This is a genomic window from Lyngbya aestuarii BL J (assembly GCF_000478195.2).
GTDB lineage: Bacteria > Cyanobacteriota > Cyanobacteriia > Cyanobacteriales > Microcoleaceae > Capilliphycus > Capilliphycus aestuarii.
In genome coordinates this window covers 1-17,025 of record NZ_AUZM01000099.1, presented here as the reverse complement: position 1 = coordinate 17,025, position 17,025 = coordinate 1, and the positions used below count along the sequence as shown (strand labels likewise).

The 17,025-nt window shown below is 41.6% G+C and carries 12 protein-coding genes and 1 pseudogene; 6 read left to right on the top strand and 7 right to left on the bottom strand.

The window, feature by feature from the left end:
• Positions 1–436: pseudogene (locus tag M595_RS24920) on the bottom strand (metal-dependent phosphohydrolase); the annotation flags it as partial.
• Positions 437–797: 361 nt separating this feature from the next.
• Between M595_RS24920 and M595_RS24915 the strand changes: the two are divergent.
• Entirely contained in the window at positions 798–2,684 is a 1,887-nt protein-coding gene (locus M595_RS24915) for an AAA-like domain-containing protein (protein WP_023069328.1), read from the top strand.
• A 57-nt stretch (positions 2,685–2,741) separates the two neighbouring features.
• Entirely contained in the window at positions 2,742–6,251 is a 3,510-nt protein-coding gene (locus M595_RS24910; RefSeq protein ID WP_023069321.1) for a GAF domain-containing protein, read from the top strand.
• A 43-nt stretch (positions 6,252–6,294) separates the two neighbouring features.
• Here the strand turns inward: M595_RS24910 and M595_RS24905 are convergent, their stop codons facing one another.
• Together M595_RS24905 and M595_RS24900 are read right to left on the bottom strand one after the other, a co-directional pair.
• Positions 6,295–6,612, bottom strand: coding sequence for a hypothetical protein (locus M595_RS24905; protein ID WP_023069323.1), 318 nt, complete (start codon positions 6,610–6,612; stop codon positions 6,295–6,297).
• 162 nt (positions 6,613–6,774) lie between these two features.
• Positions 6,775–7,923 (bottom strand): peptidylprolyl isomerase, encoded by a 1,149-nt coding sequence (locus M595_RS24900; protein WP_023069330.1) that lies wholly within the window; start codon positions 7,921–7,923, stop codon positions 6,775–6,777.
• A 161-nt stretch (positions 7,924–8,084) separates the two neighbouring features.
• Here M595_RS24900 and efp point away from each other — a divergent pair, with 161 nt between their 5' ends.
• Both efp and accB read left to right on the top strand, forming a co-directional pair.
• Complete coding sequence (efp, locus tag M595_RS24895; RefSeq protein WP_023069326.1) at positions 8,085–8,642, top strand: elongation factor P; 558 nt, start codon at positions 8,085–8,087, stop codon at positions 8,640–8,642.
• Between the two features lie 108 nt (positions 8,643–8,750).
• On the top strand, positions 8,751–9,290 hold the full coding sequence (accB, locus tag M595_RS24890) for an acetyl-CoA carboxylase biotin carboxyl carrier protein (RefSeq protein ID WP_023069325.1): 540 nt from the start codon (positions 8,751–8,753) through the stop codon (positions 9,288–9,290).
• A gap of 200 nt (positions 9,291–9,490) precedes the next feature.
• On the opposite strand, the gene M595_RS24885 is transcribed toward accB, so the two are convergent.
• Positions 9,491–10,144 (bottom strand): GerMN domain-containing protein, encoded by a 654-nt coding sequence (locus M595_RS24885; protein ID WP_040484642.1) that lies wholly within the window; start codon positions 10,142–10,144, stop codon positions 9,491–9,493.
• Positions 10,145–10,262: 118 nt separating this feature from the next.
• A complete protein-coding gene (locus M595_RS24880; protein ID WP_023069318.1) occupies positions 10,263–11,501 on the bottom strand; it encodes a class I SAM-dependent methyltransferase in 1,239 nt (412 codons plus the stop codon).
• Between the two features lie 438 nt (positions 11,502–11,939).
• Between M595_RS24880 and M595_RS24875 the strand changes: the two genes are divergently transcribed.
• Entirely contained in the window at positions 11,940–14,702 is a 2,763-nt protein-coding gene (locus tag M595_RS24875) for a phycobilisome rod-core linker polypeptide (RefSeq protein ID WP_023069322.1), read from the top strand.
• Between the two features lie 360 nt (positions 14,703–15,062).
• Positions 15,063–15,344: a hypothetical protein gene (locus M595_RS24870; protein ID WP_023069324.1), complete on the top strand. Its 282-nt coding sequence runs from the start codon at positions 15,063–15,065 to the stop codon at positions 15,342–15,344.
• Between the two features lie 173 nt (positions 15,345–15,517).
• Here the strand turns inward: M595_RS24870 and M595_RS24865 are convergent, their stop codons facing one another.
• Both M595_RS24865 and M595_RS29720 read right to left on the bottom strand, forming a co-directional pair.
• A complete protein-coding gene (locus M595_RS24865) occupies positions 15,518–16,504 on the bottom strand; it encodes a YdcF family protein (RefSeq protein WP_023069320.1) in 987 nt (328 codons plus the stop codon).
• Between the two features lie 280 nt (positions 16,505–16,784).
• Positions 16,785–17,025 (bottom strand): zinc ribbon domain-containing protein (locus tag M595_RS29720; protein WP_040484640.1); only part of this gene is annotated, 241 nt, incomplete at its 5' end.

The following is a 17,025-nucleotide window of genomic DNA, read 5'->3' as shown; positions in this document are numbered from 1 at the left end:
ACAATTGTCCGCGATCAACATGATAGGGAGTCAGACTTGCATCGGTTGTTTCTGGAGATAAATAAATTGTTTGTTGATCTGCGCCTGTTGCATAGCGTCTTTGTTCAAGGCGATCAGCTCGGCAAATTCTTTTACAGTAACCAATATCGTGACATAATAAGGAGACTATTGTGTTTAACCAATCTTGAGGGGAGACGCTACCTTCGTTGATTTGTTTGCCGCGAAGGATTTCTAGTCCTGCTAAAGTGACTAAAACCGTGTGTTCGAGATCGTGATAGGGTGCATCAGTTTGTGCGATCTTGGATAAAACAACACGAGCGATCTGATCAATGAAAGTAATAGGCTCTGATTCTGACTTGCCATAAAAGTCAATATAACCGCTTTGAAGCTGCTGGATGCAGGTGTTGAGTAGGGGTTGAGTGCAAGGATGAGACATGGGTAATTCTCCTAGTCAATTCGATTAGAGGATGGATTGAGGATCAGAGTTAATCCGATTAGAGTTCTGTGATCTATTAACAGTTTATGCAACTCTACTCACTCTGAAAACCATAAAAACTCATAATTTTTGAGAGATATTTATACTCAGTAAAATCTCGGAAAGTATTTTTTGAGTTGTATTTTTTTTTAAACCTCATAAAACCTCACAAAACCTCACAAACTCTTGAAAATGTGACTTCAATCACAAAAAATGGTCAAATATTATCTAGAATGAATAACAAAAACTGATGTTAATAGTTTCTCAGTGAGAACTCGGTATGATTTACACTTTAACGACCTTCAACTTAATTTGAAGAATCATGGATGCTCAAGCTGCACTAGACCACATAGATGACCTAATTTTTGCCAAGTTTGGCAAACCTTTGAATGATTTAGAACGAGAAGTTTTTATTGGATCGTGGCAAGACAAAACCTATAAGGAAATTTATCCCTACAACCCAGAGTATATTGAAAAATCAGTTGGTTATCAACTTTGGCAGAAAATTTCTACCGTTTTAGAAGAAAAAGTCAGTAAAAAAAACTTCAAAGGAGCGCTAGAAAGAAATCTTAAAAATACCGCTTGCAAAACCGTTTTAATTAGTTATCAAAATCAAGAACCCGATGCAAGTTTAGCCATTCAACTTGAGAATGCAATTGCTGTGGATGGACATCAAGTGTTTGTAACTCCTGTCGGAATCAATCAACCTCATTTAGTCAAAAAAACAACAGATTGGTTATCTCAAATTGATCATCAACTCCGACGTTGTGATTATTTTTTACTGTTGTTGTCTCCCCAGGTAACTGTGAGTGAAATTGTTTTAGAACAACTCAAACAAACAAAAGAACTACGAGACTTTCGTAGCAGTCAAAAACCGATTATTTTACCCATTCGAGTAAATTGTCCGGCTTGTTTACCCTTTAACCATGACTTGCGAAGCTATCTACTAGGAACCTGTCAACGGGAATGGAAATCAGCCACCGATACCGTGATCATTATTGAGGAAATCAAGAGATTTTTATCTCAAAGTATTGATTGGGCAAACCATAAAAAATCTATTCCGAGTTGGGAAGAATGGAAAACCGTTGGAATTGAAGAATGGGAACGAGAAATTAGTCTAGCCTCTAGCCAAACCTTAGATTTTTGTCCTCTCCCCGTCGCCGAACCTGAACTCCCCCAAGGTCAAGTGCGTTTAGCCTCTGCTTTTTACATTAAACGAGATCCTTTTGAAGAACAATGCTATCGAGAAATTTCCTCTCCCGGTGCATTAATTCGGATAAAAGCCCCCCGTCAAATGGGGAAAACCTCATTAATGGCGAGAATATTAGCCCAAGCAAAAGAACAGGGTTTTAATACCGTCCCTTTGAGTTTGCAGCACGCCGATCAAACCGTTTTTACCAACTTAGATCAATTGTTGCGTTGGTTTTGTATTCGGATTGCTCGCAAGTTACGCTTGCCCTATAAAGTCGATGATTATTGGGCGGATATGTTTGGAAGTAAAGATAACTGTACTGCTTTTTTTGAAGATTATATCTTACCTGAAATGGAAACACCGCTGGTACTCGGTTTAGATGAAGTAGATCGCGTTTTTCAACATCCTCATATAGCAGATGATTTTTTTAGTTTATTGAGGGCATGGTATGAAGAAGCAGGTTATGGAACCGGAGATAGTAACCTCTGGGAAAAATTACGTTTAGTGATTGTGCATTCAACGGAGGTTTATATTCCTCTGGATATTAATCAATCTCCGTTTAACGTGGGATTACCCATCGAGCTGACTGAATTTACACCTAAACAAGTTGCAGATTTAGCTCATCGACATGGACTGAATTGGCAAGAAGAACAGATCCAAAAACTAATGAAAATTGTTGGGGGTCATCCTTACTTAGTGAGAGTGGCAATGTATTATATTGTCCGAGAAAATTTAACCTTAGAAAAGTTAGCCGAAACCGCCTCAACTGAAGCGGGAATTTACGGCGATCATTTGCGCCGACATCTCTGGAATTTACAGCAGCATCCGGAGCTTCTACACGCTTTTAGTCAAGTGGTGACACTTGAAGAATCGGTTGAATTACAATCTGTTCTTGCCTTTAAATTACATAGTATGGGATTAGTTAATTTGCAGGGGAATCATGTTACCCCACGATTTGACTTATATCGCCAATATTTTGCTCATCGTTTAACTTTAGAAAAATTTAATATTCCTTGAAATTTTCAAAAAATCTTATTGAGATCTTAAATTTTTTTCCCAACCATCTAATTTTCTATGTCATCTACACTCAACCCCGTGATCAACTCTCACTATTTTTATAAAGTTGGCGGACATCTACATTTTGATGCACCTAGCTATGTCATTCGTCAGGCAGATAGAGAACTTTATGAAGCCTTAAAAACCGGAGAATTTTGTTATGTTCTCAATGCTCGACAAATGGGAAAAACCAGTCTTAGAGTCCGCACAATGCACCGTTTACAAGTAGAAGGATTTGCTTGTGCAGCAATTGATCTGACTAAAATTGGTTCTCAAGATATTAGCCCGGATCAATGGTATGCCGGAATTATGCGACAGCTGGTGAGGAGTTTTAAGCTTTCGATGCGGCTACAACCTTGGTTAGAAGATCGTAGTTATCTTCCTCCTCTAAATCGTTTAAATGAGTTCATTGAAGATATTTTACTCGAATATATTAATCAGCCTATCATTATTTTCATTGATGAAATTGATAGTATTTTAAGCTTGAATTTTTGTGTTGATGATTTCTTTGCTTTTATCCGCAACTGTGAAGGGTCTACCTCAATTGCTTTTGCTTTACTTGGAGTTGCTACTCCTTCAGATCTAATTCAAGAAAAAATCGTTACTCCTTTCGATGTAGGTAAAGCCATTGAATTACATGGATTTCAGTATAGTGAAGTTCAACCTTTAATTCAAGGGCTAGTTCATAAAATTAGTCATCCAGAATTGGTAATAAAGTCTATTCTACAGTGGACAGGGGGACAACCTTTTCTCACTCAAAAAATCTGTAATTATATTCATAATAAGTTTTATGAAAATTTAGAAAAAATAGAGATTGAATCTAAACAGATTGAAGATTGGATTAATAACTTAGTAGAAACAAAACTAATTAAAAACTGGGAAACATTAGATGAACCTCCCCATCTTAAAACAATTCGTGATCGTTTACTCCGACCAGATGGAAACAGTATTTCCCGTTTAAAAGTCTATAAAAAAATTTTACAACAAGAAAAAATAGTAGCAGATCTGAGTTCCGAACAAATGGATTTAAGACTATCTGGATTGGTCGTTAAAAGAAATAACTATCTACAAGTTTATAATTCAATTTACGGGACTATCTTTAATCAAGAATGGGTACAAAAAATCATCGATGAAGAACCCGATCTAGCCGAAGTCATTGCCAAGCAAGAGAATAATTTGCTCAATTTATTACAAACCATGAGTGAAAAGGGGTTTGATGATATTCTTAATGAAATTCTTAATCCAATTGTTCTCACACTAATTGCAATAATGAGTGTTGATCGAGTGGCGATTTATTTGGTTGATTGCGAGAAGAATGAAATTTGGATTATTAATGCAAAAATGACAGGAGGTAAAACAACAAAAATCCAAATTTGGGATAATAGTTTTAGTAAAAATAAAACCATCGGTCGAGTTACAATTTTTAGACAACCGCTTTATTCAGATTTAGACTTTTCTAAAGACTGGTATTCTGTGATTGCCAAAGAGCAAACTCAATGGACAAACTATAAAGTTTACAATCAATTAACTACACCCTTATCAAAAGAAGTACAAAAGATATGTGCATTTGTACAGTTTAGCAATAAATTAAAACAGCCGAATAATCCTGCTTTATGTTTTCCCGAGCAAATTGATTCACGGGGATTTACATCCTTAGAGAAAGATCATCAATTTTACAAGAATATTCCCGCACTTAAACGTCTCTTAGAACGCTGTTGTGATAGTTATAAACTTGCTCAAAAAATTCAAGTTTCAGAAGCCCTTTCAGAGGCAACTCGTTCGGTTTCTTATAGTAGTTTAGATACAGAAGAAATCATTCAACGGGTGATGGATGCAGCGAAAAAACTGATGAATGCTGACCGCAGTACACTCTGGTTATTAGATTCAGAAACGGATGAACTCTGGACAAAAATACCTTTTGAAGATGGTTCAGTTAAAGAAATACGAATCAAAGTGGGTCAGGGCTTTGCTGGACAAGTTGCCCAAACCGGAGAACCCTTAAATATTCCCTTTGATCTGTATAATCATCCTGACTCCGAAACTGCAAAAACAACCGATCAGAAAACAAAATATCGTACCTGTAGTTTACTCTGTATGCCTGTTCATAGTCCTGAAGGAGAATTATTAGGGGTAACTCAACTCATTAATCGCCACAAACCCGGTCAATATCCGGAATATGACCCTAGCACTTGGCCAGAACCTCCTGAATGTTTTGAAGCTAGTTTTGATGCAAATAGTCAAAAATATATGAAAATTTTTAATTCTCAGGTGGGAGTAGCTTTGGAAAATGCCCGACAATTTAAAGAAATGAAAGATCAGGCAGAAAATAGTCCTCAAAGTATTGTTAGTAAGACTCTCGCCATGCTAAATCAAGTCATGGATGGTCAGGGGTTTGATGAGATTTTAGATGCAACTTTGCGGTCAATTACCCTAAAAACGGGCAAGTCTTTAAAAGCCGACCGAACGACGATATTTTTATTAGATGATGAGCAAAATGAATTTTGGTCAATTGTTGCCGAAAGTGAAGAAAATCGCTCTTTAGAAATTCGAGTTCCTGCTAATAAAGGAATTGTCGGTGAAGTCGCAGCGACCAAAAAAGCGATTAATATTCCCTATGATTTTTATGATGACCCCCGCTCAGAAACAGCGAAAGAACAGGATAAAAAAAATGGATACCGAACTTATTCTATGTTGGCACTTCCTTTGTTAAATGAGTGTGGAGACTTGGTGGCTGTTGTGCAGGCGATTAATAAGTTAAAAGCAGATCATAAAAAAACAGACAGTCTTTTTGATCAGATCGATCAGTGGGGTTTTACGGCAGAAGATGAAGAACAATTTACAGCGAATGCGGCTTTAATTCGGATGATTTTAGAAAGCTTCTGTTCTTTCCATAAAACTGCCCAAGGACGACGAGTTGCCGCAGCATTAATGGCCGCCACCCGTTCAATTCAGGGGAGCAGCGTAGAAAAAATTGATGAAATTATTAAACGGGTCATGGATGCCGCGAAAAATTTAATGAATGCAGATCGCAGTACATTATGGTTACTTGACCATGATCAACCGGATGAATTATGGACAAAAGTTACGTTTGATGATGGTTCTGAACGAGAATTGCGAATAAAAGTCGGACAGGGTTATGCGGGAAAAGTTGCTCAAATGGGAGTACCGTTGAATCTTCCTTTTGATTTGTATGGCTATCCTGATTCAGAAACCGCGAAGAAAACGGATGAAAAAACCGGATATCGAACTTGTAGTTTATTGTGTATGCCTGTTTTTAATCCCGATGGGGAATTAATTGGGGTAACACAATTGATTAATAAAAAGAAATTAGGAGACGAAACAGATATTTGTTTACAAAATAATGAGCCTGTACCCGATTTATTTCAAACTAGCTTTACCCAAAGTGATCAAAAACATATGCAGATTTTCAATAATCAAGTGGGTGTGATTTTACAAAATGCTGAGTTACTCAGAAAACTGGGAGATCTCACGGGAAAAGAAGAAGAACTAAAAGAAGATAAAATCTAAATCTGAATACTAGATTGATCGGTAATGAGAATTTATTCCAAATTTACCAGTCTTGTTGCTTGAGTTTTTTGGGTAAATTTAAGCGGGGAAACTGATAAAATGTATTCCCTTCGTTATCAATATCGGGTAAAGCAGAAAAAACCCGGGCTTGTTGTTCAAGATAGTCTTGAGCCACTTCTGCACTCACTTGAGCGGTTGCGGCAAGTTGAATCAGTGAAATGCGACTCTCTTGGGCTTCTAATAACTGATAAAATGCGTTATCGAGTCGGCGCTTTTGTTCTTGATTTCCTCCGACTCGAAAAATGAATAAACCGATTAAAACCCCCAATCCAGCGATACTAAAAAATTCAATCAAAGCCATAATTTTAAAATCAAATGAAATTCTAGCCAGAATCCTAAATTCCTTTTAATTTTCACCCAAAAGTAGCAGAGTTGCTAACGGCTAATTCTCCAATTTAATCATTAGTATTAGCCATTAGCAGTAGTTTCAAGCGTGGGTTGTATGGAGTTTTAACTGTCGAGTTTAAGCCTTTTGGGGTTCGACTAAATTTTCTATCCCTTTAATCACTTTAGCCGACTCAATCCGATCTCCTTGCTGAATATTTTCTAAAACTTCCTTGCCCTGCGTCACGTATCCAAACGCTGCAAACCGACCATCTAATAAGTTTAATCCAGCCGGAGTTAATTCGGGTTCAAACAAGAAAAAGAAAATCTGAGAAGATCCCCCATTGGGTAAAGGTTCAGGACGCGCTAAAGCAACAGTACCATAAGCCGAAAACGGCAAAACAGGTTGATCTCGATAACGACCGATTTCTTCTAATGTATATCCATAAATCGGTTCAGTTTCTCCCCGAACTAAGATTTCTAACGGAATATCACGCTCTTTACCCGTTTTCGGATCAATAAATCCTTCTTCTTTTCCAGGCGGATTACCAACTTGTAGATAAAAGGCATCTTTAGCGCGATCAAACTCTAAGTCATCATAAAATCCCCGTTCAACCAAATCCACAAAATTACCTGCGGTTATAGGTGCGCTATAGCCATCAGCAACCAGCGTAATCTCTCCGCGACTGGTTTTAATTTCAACTGTAGCTCGTCCTTTGAGTTGAGGTAAATTTGCGTATTCGGAAGGAACTTCATAGGGAAATTCCGTAACCATTAACTCCTCAAGTTCACTCACTTTTGCGAGAACATCCGCTCGGGTTTCGAGTAACTTTTCGCCATCTTTGACTTCCAAAGCTTCCCGTAAACTCTCTATTCCCCCTTGGAGTTGACTAATAATCGCTTCCGCTTCGGGTTGTCTATCTGAAGGGATACTCGCCAACAATTCAGATTCTTGTGTTGTGAGAACTCGCGAGGCGATCGCAATATCGCTTTTAATCGGACTCCAACGCTTACCCCGAATGCGTGTGGCAATTTCTTCTAAACTGCGTTGCATTTTCCGTACAGGTTCGTTATCAATGGGTAGAGCATAACGCAATAACGCTTTACCATCGGTAATTGCATTCCCTTGGGGTAAAACACTCTCACGCTTGGGTTGACTATTACTCCCCCCAAAATCCCACCACGCTCCACTCAAACCGATTGAGAGTGAACACAACAGCAGTAGAACAACTCCCGTTTTCAACCAACGTTTGCAAGTCTCCATCATAGAATCAAGCCAATGCAGCATAAGTCTCCGATTTCATTCACTTTCTCATATTACGGGTCAACTGTGACCCTTGAAAGGTAAATTCTCCGGTGAATCTTAAGAACTCAAGCACAACACTATAGATGAGTACCCGTTGAGGGGTAAAATAAAAAGCCGATTGTTTCTGCACCCAAAGAAACTCCATGATTTCCAGTAACGATTTTCGCACAGGTGTCACGATTGAATTAGACGGGCAAGTTTGGCGAGTGGTAGACTTCCTCCACGTCAAACCCGGAAAAGGTTCTGCATTTGTTCGCACGACACTCAAAAATGTGCAGACAGGTAATAAACTTGAACGAACATTCCGAGCGGGGGAAACTGTCCCTCAAGCTAACTTGGAAAAAAGTGTCATGCAGTATACCTATAAGGAAGGCGAGCAATTTGTCTTCATGGATATGGAGACTTTTGAACAAGCTCCGCTCAACCCCGAACAAATTGGGGATGGTGTTAAATACCTCACTGAAGGAATGGAGGTGAACGTTGTTCGCTGGAATGACCAAGTTTTAGAGGTGGAATTACCCAACTCCGTCGTTCTCGAAATTACGGATACTGATCCTGGGGTTAAAGGGGATACCGCAACTGGAGGAACCAAACCCGCGACTGTGGAAACTGGAGCAACGGTGATGGTGCCGCTGTTTATTTCCATCGGAGAGCGGATCAAAATCGATACTCGCAACGATACATATTTGGGCCGGGAATAGACTTGCAATCCTTTCGGTAGGGCAGGTCATCCTAAGTTCATTATTAGGAGAAACACGCTCAATTCAATATCCAATATCCAACATCAATTGAAGGGAGACATACCAACTGTGCAACTCGATCTCAACCAGCTCCGTGAATTGTTGGCTGACATTGATAAAACGAATATCTCTGAGCTAACTCTAAAGAGTGACGATTTTGAACTGACGGTTCGCAAGGAACTTCCCTGGCGAGATCGCTCTTTGTCACCAATCGATTCTATGCTAACTGGTGGGGTTCGGAGTTCGGAGTTGGCATCGTCTCCTGTTGCTTCGACATCAGGAAGTCATCCATCGGAAAAAGCAACAACCTCGGGTAGCGGCACCTCAACCTCGGGTAGCTCAACTTCTCTGTCGTCTGATAGTTCTAAATGGGTAGAAGTGACTTCTCCGATGGTGGGAACCTTCTATCGTTCCCCTAGTCCTGACGAAGTGCCTTTTGTCGAAAAAAGCGATCGCGTTACAGTCGGACAGGTGGTTTGTATTATTGAAGCGATGAAGTTGATGAATGAAATTGAGTCGGAAGTCTCCGGTCAAATTGTTGAAATTTTAGTTGAAAATGGCGCGCCTGTTGAATATGGTCAAGCTTTAATGCGGATTAATCCTGAATAATCAGAAGGCAAGAGGTAAAAGGTCAGATCTTACACCTCCCGACCTCCTGATCTCCCACTTTTTTCTGTCACCCTGAGTCAAACGATGGCGTTGCCAGACCACGGAGGAGTCTTAGGGTCTATTAAGGATTCTTCGCGATCGCGCAGCGTCTCGTCCGGAGAATCGCTCACCAATGACAAAAAAACTCCCGATCCCTAAAATTAATTGAATTGAAATTGAGCCTCAAAGTTTTTGCGGGTGGCAGGTTGAGGAACTTCTAAACCTTCGCCTCCGAGTATTTCCAAAGGTTCACCCGCGACAGAGATCCAAACCTTCCCATCGGGGTTAAGACTGGTTGCGGTATAAATCACCTGTCCTAAACGTCCAATCATCGAAGCACTTCCGCCCCCTGTGGTAAATTCCGGCGATAGATCCACATAGACCTCATTAGAATTGGCTTGAACGCTCAAAACTTCTGTTGGGGGGGGAATCTCACTAAAACGATTTTCATCGGTAGGTTGAGCCAATAAACGCCGGAACGCAGCTTCTAAAACCACCCCCGGATCATCTTCTTCCACCTCAAGGGTAACAGGCGTAGGTACCCAGGCAATTTCACCGTTTTGATCTTGAACCCGGTAAATTTCAACCGTTTTTTCAACGGTTCCCGGTTGTTGGGTTTGGGGTGGCGGTAGGGGTGAAGGTTGTGAAGTTGCCCCCGGAGTAGGAGAAGGAACAGGTGAAATTACTTCTGGTTCGACCGTTTGACGGGTACTCAGCGTCCACCAGGTAATTCCTCCCCCCACTGCAATTAATAATGCCGCCATTGCAGCGATAATACCCACAGGTTTAGTATTCTCTTGCATCGGATCTCTCATCGCTATTTTCTGATTAAAATAAGCCCTTGTTTTCGGGCAACAATCGTAAAAAGATCTACAGCTTGTCACCCGAACAATTCCGACATTTTTATCAACAACCTGAGTAAGGATAGGCAAATTAAGATGGGTTCGGAGTTAACAAAATAAGCTGTCGCGATCGCAGGGAGCGTACCCCCTCTAAGTCGAGTCTGACTTCAGACAAAATCTCTTGAACTGTTTTTTGAGGAGAGTTGGAGGTTTCATGTTCGGACTGCATCCACCCAGTATTCACCTCACAAGCCCGCATAAATTCAAATTCCTCCGAGGACAATTGTACCAATTGGTAGTCATAATCAAATAAAGTTTGATTCGGCCAGCCATTGATACAGGGACTCAATTCAGCAATAGCAGCCAGTAAACTCTGATCATTCGACCAGTTTGATCGGGCTACTGGAGGACGACCCAGGAAAAACTCATAATGAGTAATTTGGGGATCAAGGAGTTCAATTAAGCGATAACGTTCGCGATCGCTGAGTTTTTGAACTCGTTCGATCAGGTCTGGAGAAGTTCCTAATAAACGCTCAATCTCCCAATAACCGCTCTGAGAAAATCCCACAAATTCTAATCCTGAAGCATCAATTAACTCAAATAATGTCTCAATATTGTAGTCAATTTCTTGGGGATGAACATACATATCGGCAAAACATTCATCCCGTTGATTTTCTAACGCCCACCGTTGAGCTTCATACTGTACCAAACGGTTATCTTGAGGCAGTGCTTCAAAAATTTCACGGCCGATCTTGACCCCTTCTTGGTAATTATTTTGATCTTTACCTTGCATCAGGGCGATCGCTTGTTGCATCAAACGAATTTCCCAGCGTCCCAACTCAGCATACACAAAAATGTGCATTAAGCCACCAGGAGCCAACTTCAAGGCTAAAGTCTGTAGTCCCCGAACCGGATCAGGTAAATGATGTAGGACTCCGACACAATTAATTAAATCAAATTGACCGGGAAGTTGACCGACATCATACAAACTCAGACAACGAAATTCAGGCACCGGAGTTCCGGGTGTCGAGATACCCGATCGTTGAGTCCGTTCTTTGGCAACTCGGATCGCCCCTTCACTGAGATCCATACCAATAACAGCAGCTTCGGGGTTCAGTCCAATCAAATATTCGGTAGAAGAACCCGTCCCGCACCCGGCATCTAAAATGCGAATGTTTTCTTTGGGGGGAGTACGACCCGTACAAAAATTGTAAGCTGATCGCCAACACCACCGCCAATTATATCCAGGTGGAGGTTCGTCAAGTAATGGATCGGGGGGAAAGGGGTAAGTATCGTAAAGTCGTTGAACCGCAGTGCTAATTTCTTCCATAGTTTACAAATTTTATCAGACGGTATCGGATGGTATTAAATGGTGCGAAATCGATCTCAAGAAATCGGTTGACAACAGAGAACTGTAGCAGGATGGTTGCCGTTAACCAATAGCGCTAAAGTGTGACTTGCCCTCGGTACTCTCGCTGCGATTTCGGCATCCTTTGCCCTCTGCGTGACCCCCCGCTGTAATAAAACTTATTCTTTTTTCTCAGATAACTTCTCCTAAATCTATACAATAAGTTTCGATACGCTTTTTAACAAAAACCGAGTAATCAACCCAAATCATTTTAATCTGAAAGAACAATTTGGCTATAACGGATTGTAATCATACAGAAAAGGTCAGCACGTACAAATGCTTACCCAGTCTGTTTACTGTTCGCAAGCCATCAGATTGAAAACTGTCGCGATTTTATTGTAGGGAGCAGATTAGATTCACATGAGTGTTAAAGCAAGTGGTGGAAGCTCTGTTGCACGTCCGCAACTCTATCAAACTTTACCGATAGCAACGATTTCTCAAGCCGAGCAGCAAGATCGCTTCTTGGCAAAAGGGGAACTGGGCGAACTAGCAACCTTCTTTAGCTCGGGGACGCTGCGTTTAGAAATTGCTCAGGTTCTGACTCAAAACTCAGAATTGATCGTATCTCGTGCGGCGAACCGGATTTTTACCGGAGGTTCTCCTCTGGCCTTCCTCGAAAAGCCAGAAGAACCAGAAATGGCAATGGCAGGCGCAGGTTCAGGGGATATGAACGTCGCCGAAGGCATGAAGTTAGGAACGATCTCATACATTGATAATAAAGGCGGCAGTGGCGGCGGAATTTTATCCGGCTTAAAGTCACTATTTGCTGATGCCGGGGGTGGCGTTGGCCCTGCTGTCTTTATTCCCCCTGGTTTCCAGCCGATTAACGTTTCTCGTTACGGCCCGGGAAACATGACGAAATCTCTGCGAGATTTAAGTTGGTTCCTGCGCTATTTAACTTATTCTATTGTCGCAGGTGATCCCAATATCATCGCCGTTAACGTGCGAGGACTGCGGGAAATTATCGAAAACGCCTGTTCTAGTGCAGCAACTTTAGTGGCGTTGCAGGAAATGCGACGGGCTTCAGTCGGCTACTTCAAGCAAAATGCAGACGCTCAAGAAATTGTCAAGCAATACTTTGAAGTGCTGATTTCTGAGTTTCAAGGGGCTACTCCTTCCACCAAACTCCGTCAGCGTCCGAGTATCGATCAACAAGGCTTAGAATTACCGCAAATTTACTTCAACGCGGCTGAACGTCGTCAGAAGTTTGCGATGAAGCCCGGTTTGTCTACCTCTGAAAGACAAGATATCATCAAAGCCGCCTATCGTCAGGTGTTTGAGCGTGATATTACTCGTGCTTATAGCCAAAGTATTTCCGACTTAGAATCCAAAGTCAAAAATGGCGAAATCTCCATGAAGGAGTTTATTCGTCGCTTGGGTAAATCTCCCCTGTATCGCAAACAGTTCTATGAACCGTTTGTTAATAGCCGGGTTGTCGAACTCGCGGCGCGTCACTTCTTAGGTCGAGGTTTATCGTCTCCCGAAGAATTTAGCAAATACTTTGCGATCATCTCTTCTGGCGGTTTGGCGAAGCTCGTAGACGCGATGGTAGACTCAAGCGAGTATTCCGACTACTTCGGTGAAGAAACCGTCCCTTATCTACGAGGATTGGGTCAAGAAGCCCAAGAATGCCGCAACTGGGGGCCGCAAATTGATCTGTTTAACTACAGTGCGCCCTTCCGCAAGGTGCCTCAGTTTGTGACGCTGTTTGCAGCATACAATCAACCGTTACCCGATCAACACGTTTACGGTCAAGGAAACGACCCACTAGAGATTCAGTTTGGGGCGATTTTCCCGAAAGAAACTCGTAACCCCAAAAATAGTCCGGCACCCTTTAGTAAGGATACTCGCCGGATTCTGATTCGCAATGGGGCGGGAATTGATAACCAACTCAGCAACCCTGCGGCCCGTCCGAACAATCCGGGTTCCTTAGGGCCGAAGGTGTTCAAGCTCGATCAGCTTCCAGGGGGTTATGTTAGCAGTCGGTTTAAGCGGTCTGGAGGCAGTAACGGCGCAAGCGTTAAGTTTTCCGAAAGCTCCACCCAAGCGGTGATCAAAGCGGCTTATCTACAGGTGTTTGGTCGCGAAGTTTACGAAGGTCAACGCCTCAAAGTGGCTGAGATTAAACTCGAAAACGGTGACATCACGGTACGCGAGTTTATCAGAATGTTAGCCAAGTCTGATACTTTCCGTAAGATGTATTGGACATCGCTCTATATCTGTAAAGCGGTTGAATATATTCATCGCCGTTTATTAGGGCGACCCACCTATGGGCGTGCTGAAATCAATTCTTACTTTGATATTTGCGCCAAGAAAGGGTTTTATGCTTTGGTCGATTCTATTATCGACTCGACGGAATATAACGAATCTTTTGGGGAAGATACCGTTCCCTACGAGCGTTATTTAACCCCTGGCGGCGTTTCACTGCGAACCATGCGGGCGGGTGCTTTACCCGAGAAAATGCCGCAGATTACGGCGACAGAACCCGCAGCACCTCGATTTGTAGAACTGGGTACACCGGAAGATACAAAAGGTGAACTCGAACTGCAAAATCGTGTTTCTCAAGGGGTTAGCCTACGACGCCAACAAACGAAGGTGTTTAAGCTGACGAATACTGAAGATAAGGTAGCGTTGAAGATTCTCATTCAAGCGGCTTATCGTCAGGTGTTTGAACGCGATATTGATCCCTATGTGGTCAAAAATGAGTTTACCGCCCTCGAAAGTAAGCTTGGAAACCGAGAAATTACGGTGAAAGAGTTTATTGAGGTGTTGGGTAATACTTCTCTGTATATCCGGGAATTCTATACTCCTTATCCCAATACGAAAGTGATTGAGTTAGGAACAAAGCACTTCTTGGGTCGGGCTCCCCAAAATCAAGCGGAAATTCGCAAGTATAACCAGATCTTAGCCTCTATGGGGTTAAAAGCGTTTATCGGGGCGATGGTCAATAGTATGGAATATTCTCAGGTGTTTGGAGAAGATACCGTTCCTTATCGTCGTTTCCCGACTTTACCTGCGGCGAACTTCCCCAATACTGAGCGTTTGTACAATCAGCTTACTAAGCAAAATGATGAGATTGTGATTCCGAGTTTTGAACCTGTGGCTTCAAGCGATCGCAGTTAGTCAATTCGGTTCAGTTTATCGCTCAATTTTAGCGGATGATTATTTTTCCCCTGTTCTATAGAATGGGGGCTTTTTTTAGTTTTGTATTAATTTTATTTTTGTATAGCACTACGCGAATACATGATTGTCATTTATAAATCCTGGAACCTTTTAACAGTCTACTGTTCCCTGTTCCCTGTTCCCTAAGATTGCAAACTAAGTCTCGCCGGAAACCGCCGGGCCGCAAGGCAAGCGCTGTTCCCTGTTCCCGATTCAAGTAGCGCTATATTTTTGTATTCATAAACTTATCCGGAGATCCGCTTGAGAAACCCGTATTCACTAAATAGTTTGAGTGATTATCGGGAAGCGCGAGGAAATCCAATGTCAGATCGTGAACAAGTTAGAGTTGATAGCTTTCGAGTCTCTGGCCCTGTCCAAGGAAAGCGAATTGAAATTGAATTTGATGTCAAACCGACTCGTGAAAGAGGACGATCTTCTTACGATTCATCTGAGGAATGGGATTCGATTTGGTTTTTATTTATCCTACTTTTCTCTTTAGTATTTTTTGTGGGAAATAAAGTCGGAACAGGGGACAACCCTTTTCCTAATTCTTTTTACCCTTCTAGTCAGAATTTGAATTCTTTATCCCAACCTAAGAATTAAACTTAATCAATGAAGATAGCGGAAAAATTAGAGTTAATTCACAATTCACAACTTGAGGATTCTATCCCCGGACTAACCCGATCAGAATTTCTGATTTGTAGTTGAGTCTAAAACTGAACTAGATTGTGAATTGTGAATCCTCAATTTCTTGGAGTTTTTTGAGTGGTTATTCCTCAAATCGTCGGAGCCAACCAACCGCGAATAAAGTAATAGAATGTAATAATATATTCTTCTACTACATCCGTTGTTAACAAAAGAGCCTCAGCACTCGCTAAGAAGTCTTTCGCCGAAACTCGTCGTTGGTATTTTTCACCAGGGAGAGAGGCAAAAAAGTTAGTCGGTGCCGGAATCACTTTAAAGCCTACACTGGCAAACGTTAAGCTTGCTCGCCGCATTTCTAATCCAGAAGTGACTAAAATGATCGCTCGCCCTAAGTCTTGTTTTTTGGCGATTTGTTGAATAGAAACGGCACTATCATACAACGTTCCCTCGGATGTATCTTTGAAAATAGCACGAGAAGGAACCCCCATTCCCACCAGTAATCTAGCGATATAGTCTGCTTCGACAACGGGTTGCACATATTCATTTCTTGAACCCGCACTAACAATCATCAGCGGAGCTAAACCATCTTTATAGAGTTTAGCTGCATAGGGAATGCGATCGCCAATTCGAGTCAGTTGAACTTGAGTAACATAGGGAAGCTTTGGTTCAGTAGTTCCCGAACCTAATAGAACAATCGCTTCTGCTCTTTCTCCACAACATAAATCCGTTTGAACCGTTTCAATCGCGGTTTTTTCTAATTGAAAAGCCAACCATTGAGCCACAAACGGCATACTAGAAAGAATTAAAATCAGTAAAGCCGTTAAAATCAGGTTTGGGCCAGGATTAGAAATTCCCCCCTTATTAATTTGAGCAGCCGCTAAGATCAACAACAAGATTGATAAACCAAGCGGCTTAATAAACACGGACAAAAGACTCAAAATCGCGAGTCCTATGGGGCTGTCGGGTGCGGTAAAAGCAATCAGCAATAAAAATACAGCTAGCAGGAACCACAACCGACCCACTAGATTACCCTCTTTACTGACTAAAAGTTTCCATAATCTAAAGATGATGGTTCCAATTAGCAGTAACAATAAAAGTCGAGTGAGTTGTACAAACATTTTGTCTGTTGTTCAAGATAAGTTGTTAGGCGTTTGTTTTGTGGAAATCTTGAGACCATCCCACTGAATATAATCGGTCGAGAACAGAAGTTTCTGTTTTCTCTCATGCAGTCTACCTGTTTTGAGGGCCAACCGCGATCGCAATTTCCATTTGGATATGGCTAAAGTTTACAGAAAAAAGAGGGAAGCGGAAAGCCCTAGACAGTTATAGCAATGGTACTATTGTTCTGTGTGAACTACTCACACTGACCGCCGCGGTACAATGTGAGCTTCTGATTTCTCAGCCCGATGCCCTTTCACCGTCGCGGTTATCTGGTCTTAAACAGGCTCCCTCAGCAGAGACGGGGTTCCCTCCGCCAAAATGTATTATTCTGATGCCTTCATTTCTTATGTTGAGTGCGGCGTTACTGTCACGATCGTGGTGAGTTTTACAGTTAAGACAATCCCATTCTCTGATATTTAGAGGCAGCGAATCCACAATATGACCACAACAAGAACAAGTTTTGGAACTGGGGAAGAAG

Coding starts and splice junctions, on each gene's coding strand:
- efp (WP_023069326.1), top strand. CDS start 8,085: ATGATTTCCAGTAACGATTTTCGCACAGGTGTCACGATTGAATTAGAC.
- M595_RS24905 (WP_023069323.1), bottom strand. CDS start 6,612: ATGGCTTTGATTGAATTTTTTAGTATCGCTGGATTGGGGGTTTTAATC.
- M595_RS24885 (WP_040484642.1), bottom strand. CDS start 10,144: ATGAGAGATCCGATGCAAGAGAATACTAAACCTGTGGGTATTATCGCT.
- M595_RS24870 (WP_023069324.1), top strand. CDS start 15,063: ATGTCAGATCGTGAACAAGTTAGAGTTGATAGCTTTCGAGTCTCTGGC.
- M595_RS24915 (WP_023069328.1), top strand. CDS start 798: ATGGATGCTCAAGCTGCACTAGACCACATAGATGACCTAATTTTTGCC.
- M595_RS24910 (WP_023069321.1), top strand. CDS start 2,742: ATGTCATCTACACTCAACCCCGTGATCAACTCTCACTATTTTTATAAA.
- M595_RS24900 (WP_023069330.1), bottom strand. CDS start 7,923: ATGCTGCATTGGCTTGATTCTATGATGGAGACTTGCAAACGTTGGTTG.
- M595_RS24865 (WP_023069320.1), bottom strand. CDS start 16,504: ATGTTTGTACAACTCACTCGACTTTTATTGTTACTGCTAATTGGAACC.
- M595_RS24875 (WP_023069322.1), top strand. CDS start 11,940: ATGAGTGTTAAAGCAAGTGGTGGAAGCTCTGTTGCACGTCCGCAACTC.
- M595_RS24880 (WP_023069318.1), bottom strand. CDS start 11,501: ATGGAAGAAATTAGCACTGCGGTTCAACGACTTTACGATACTTACCCC.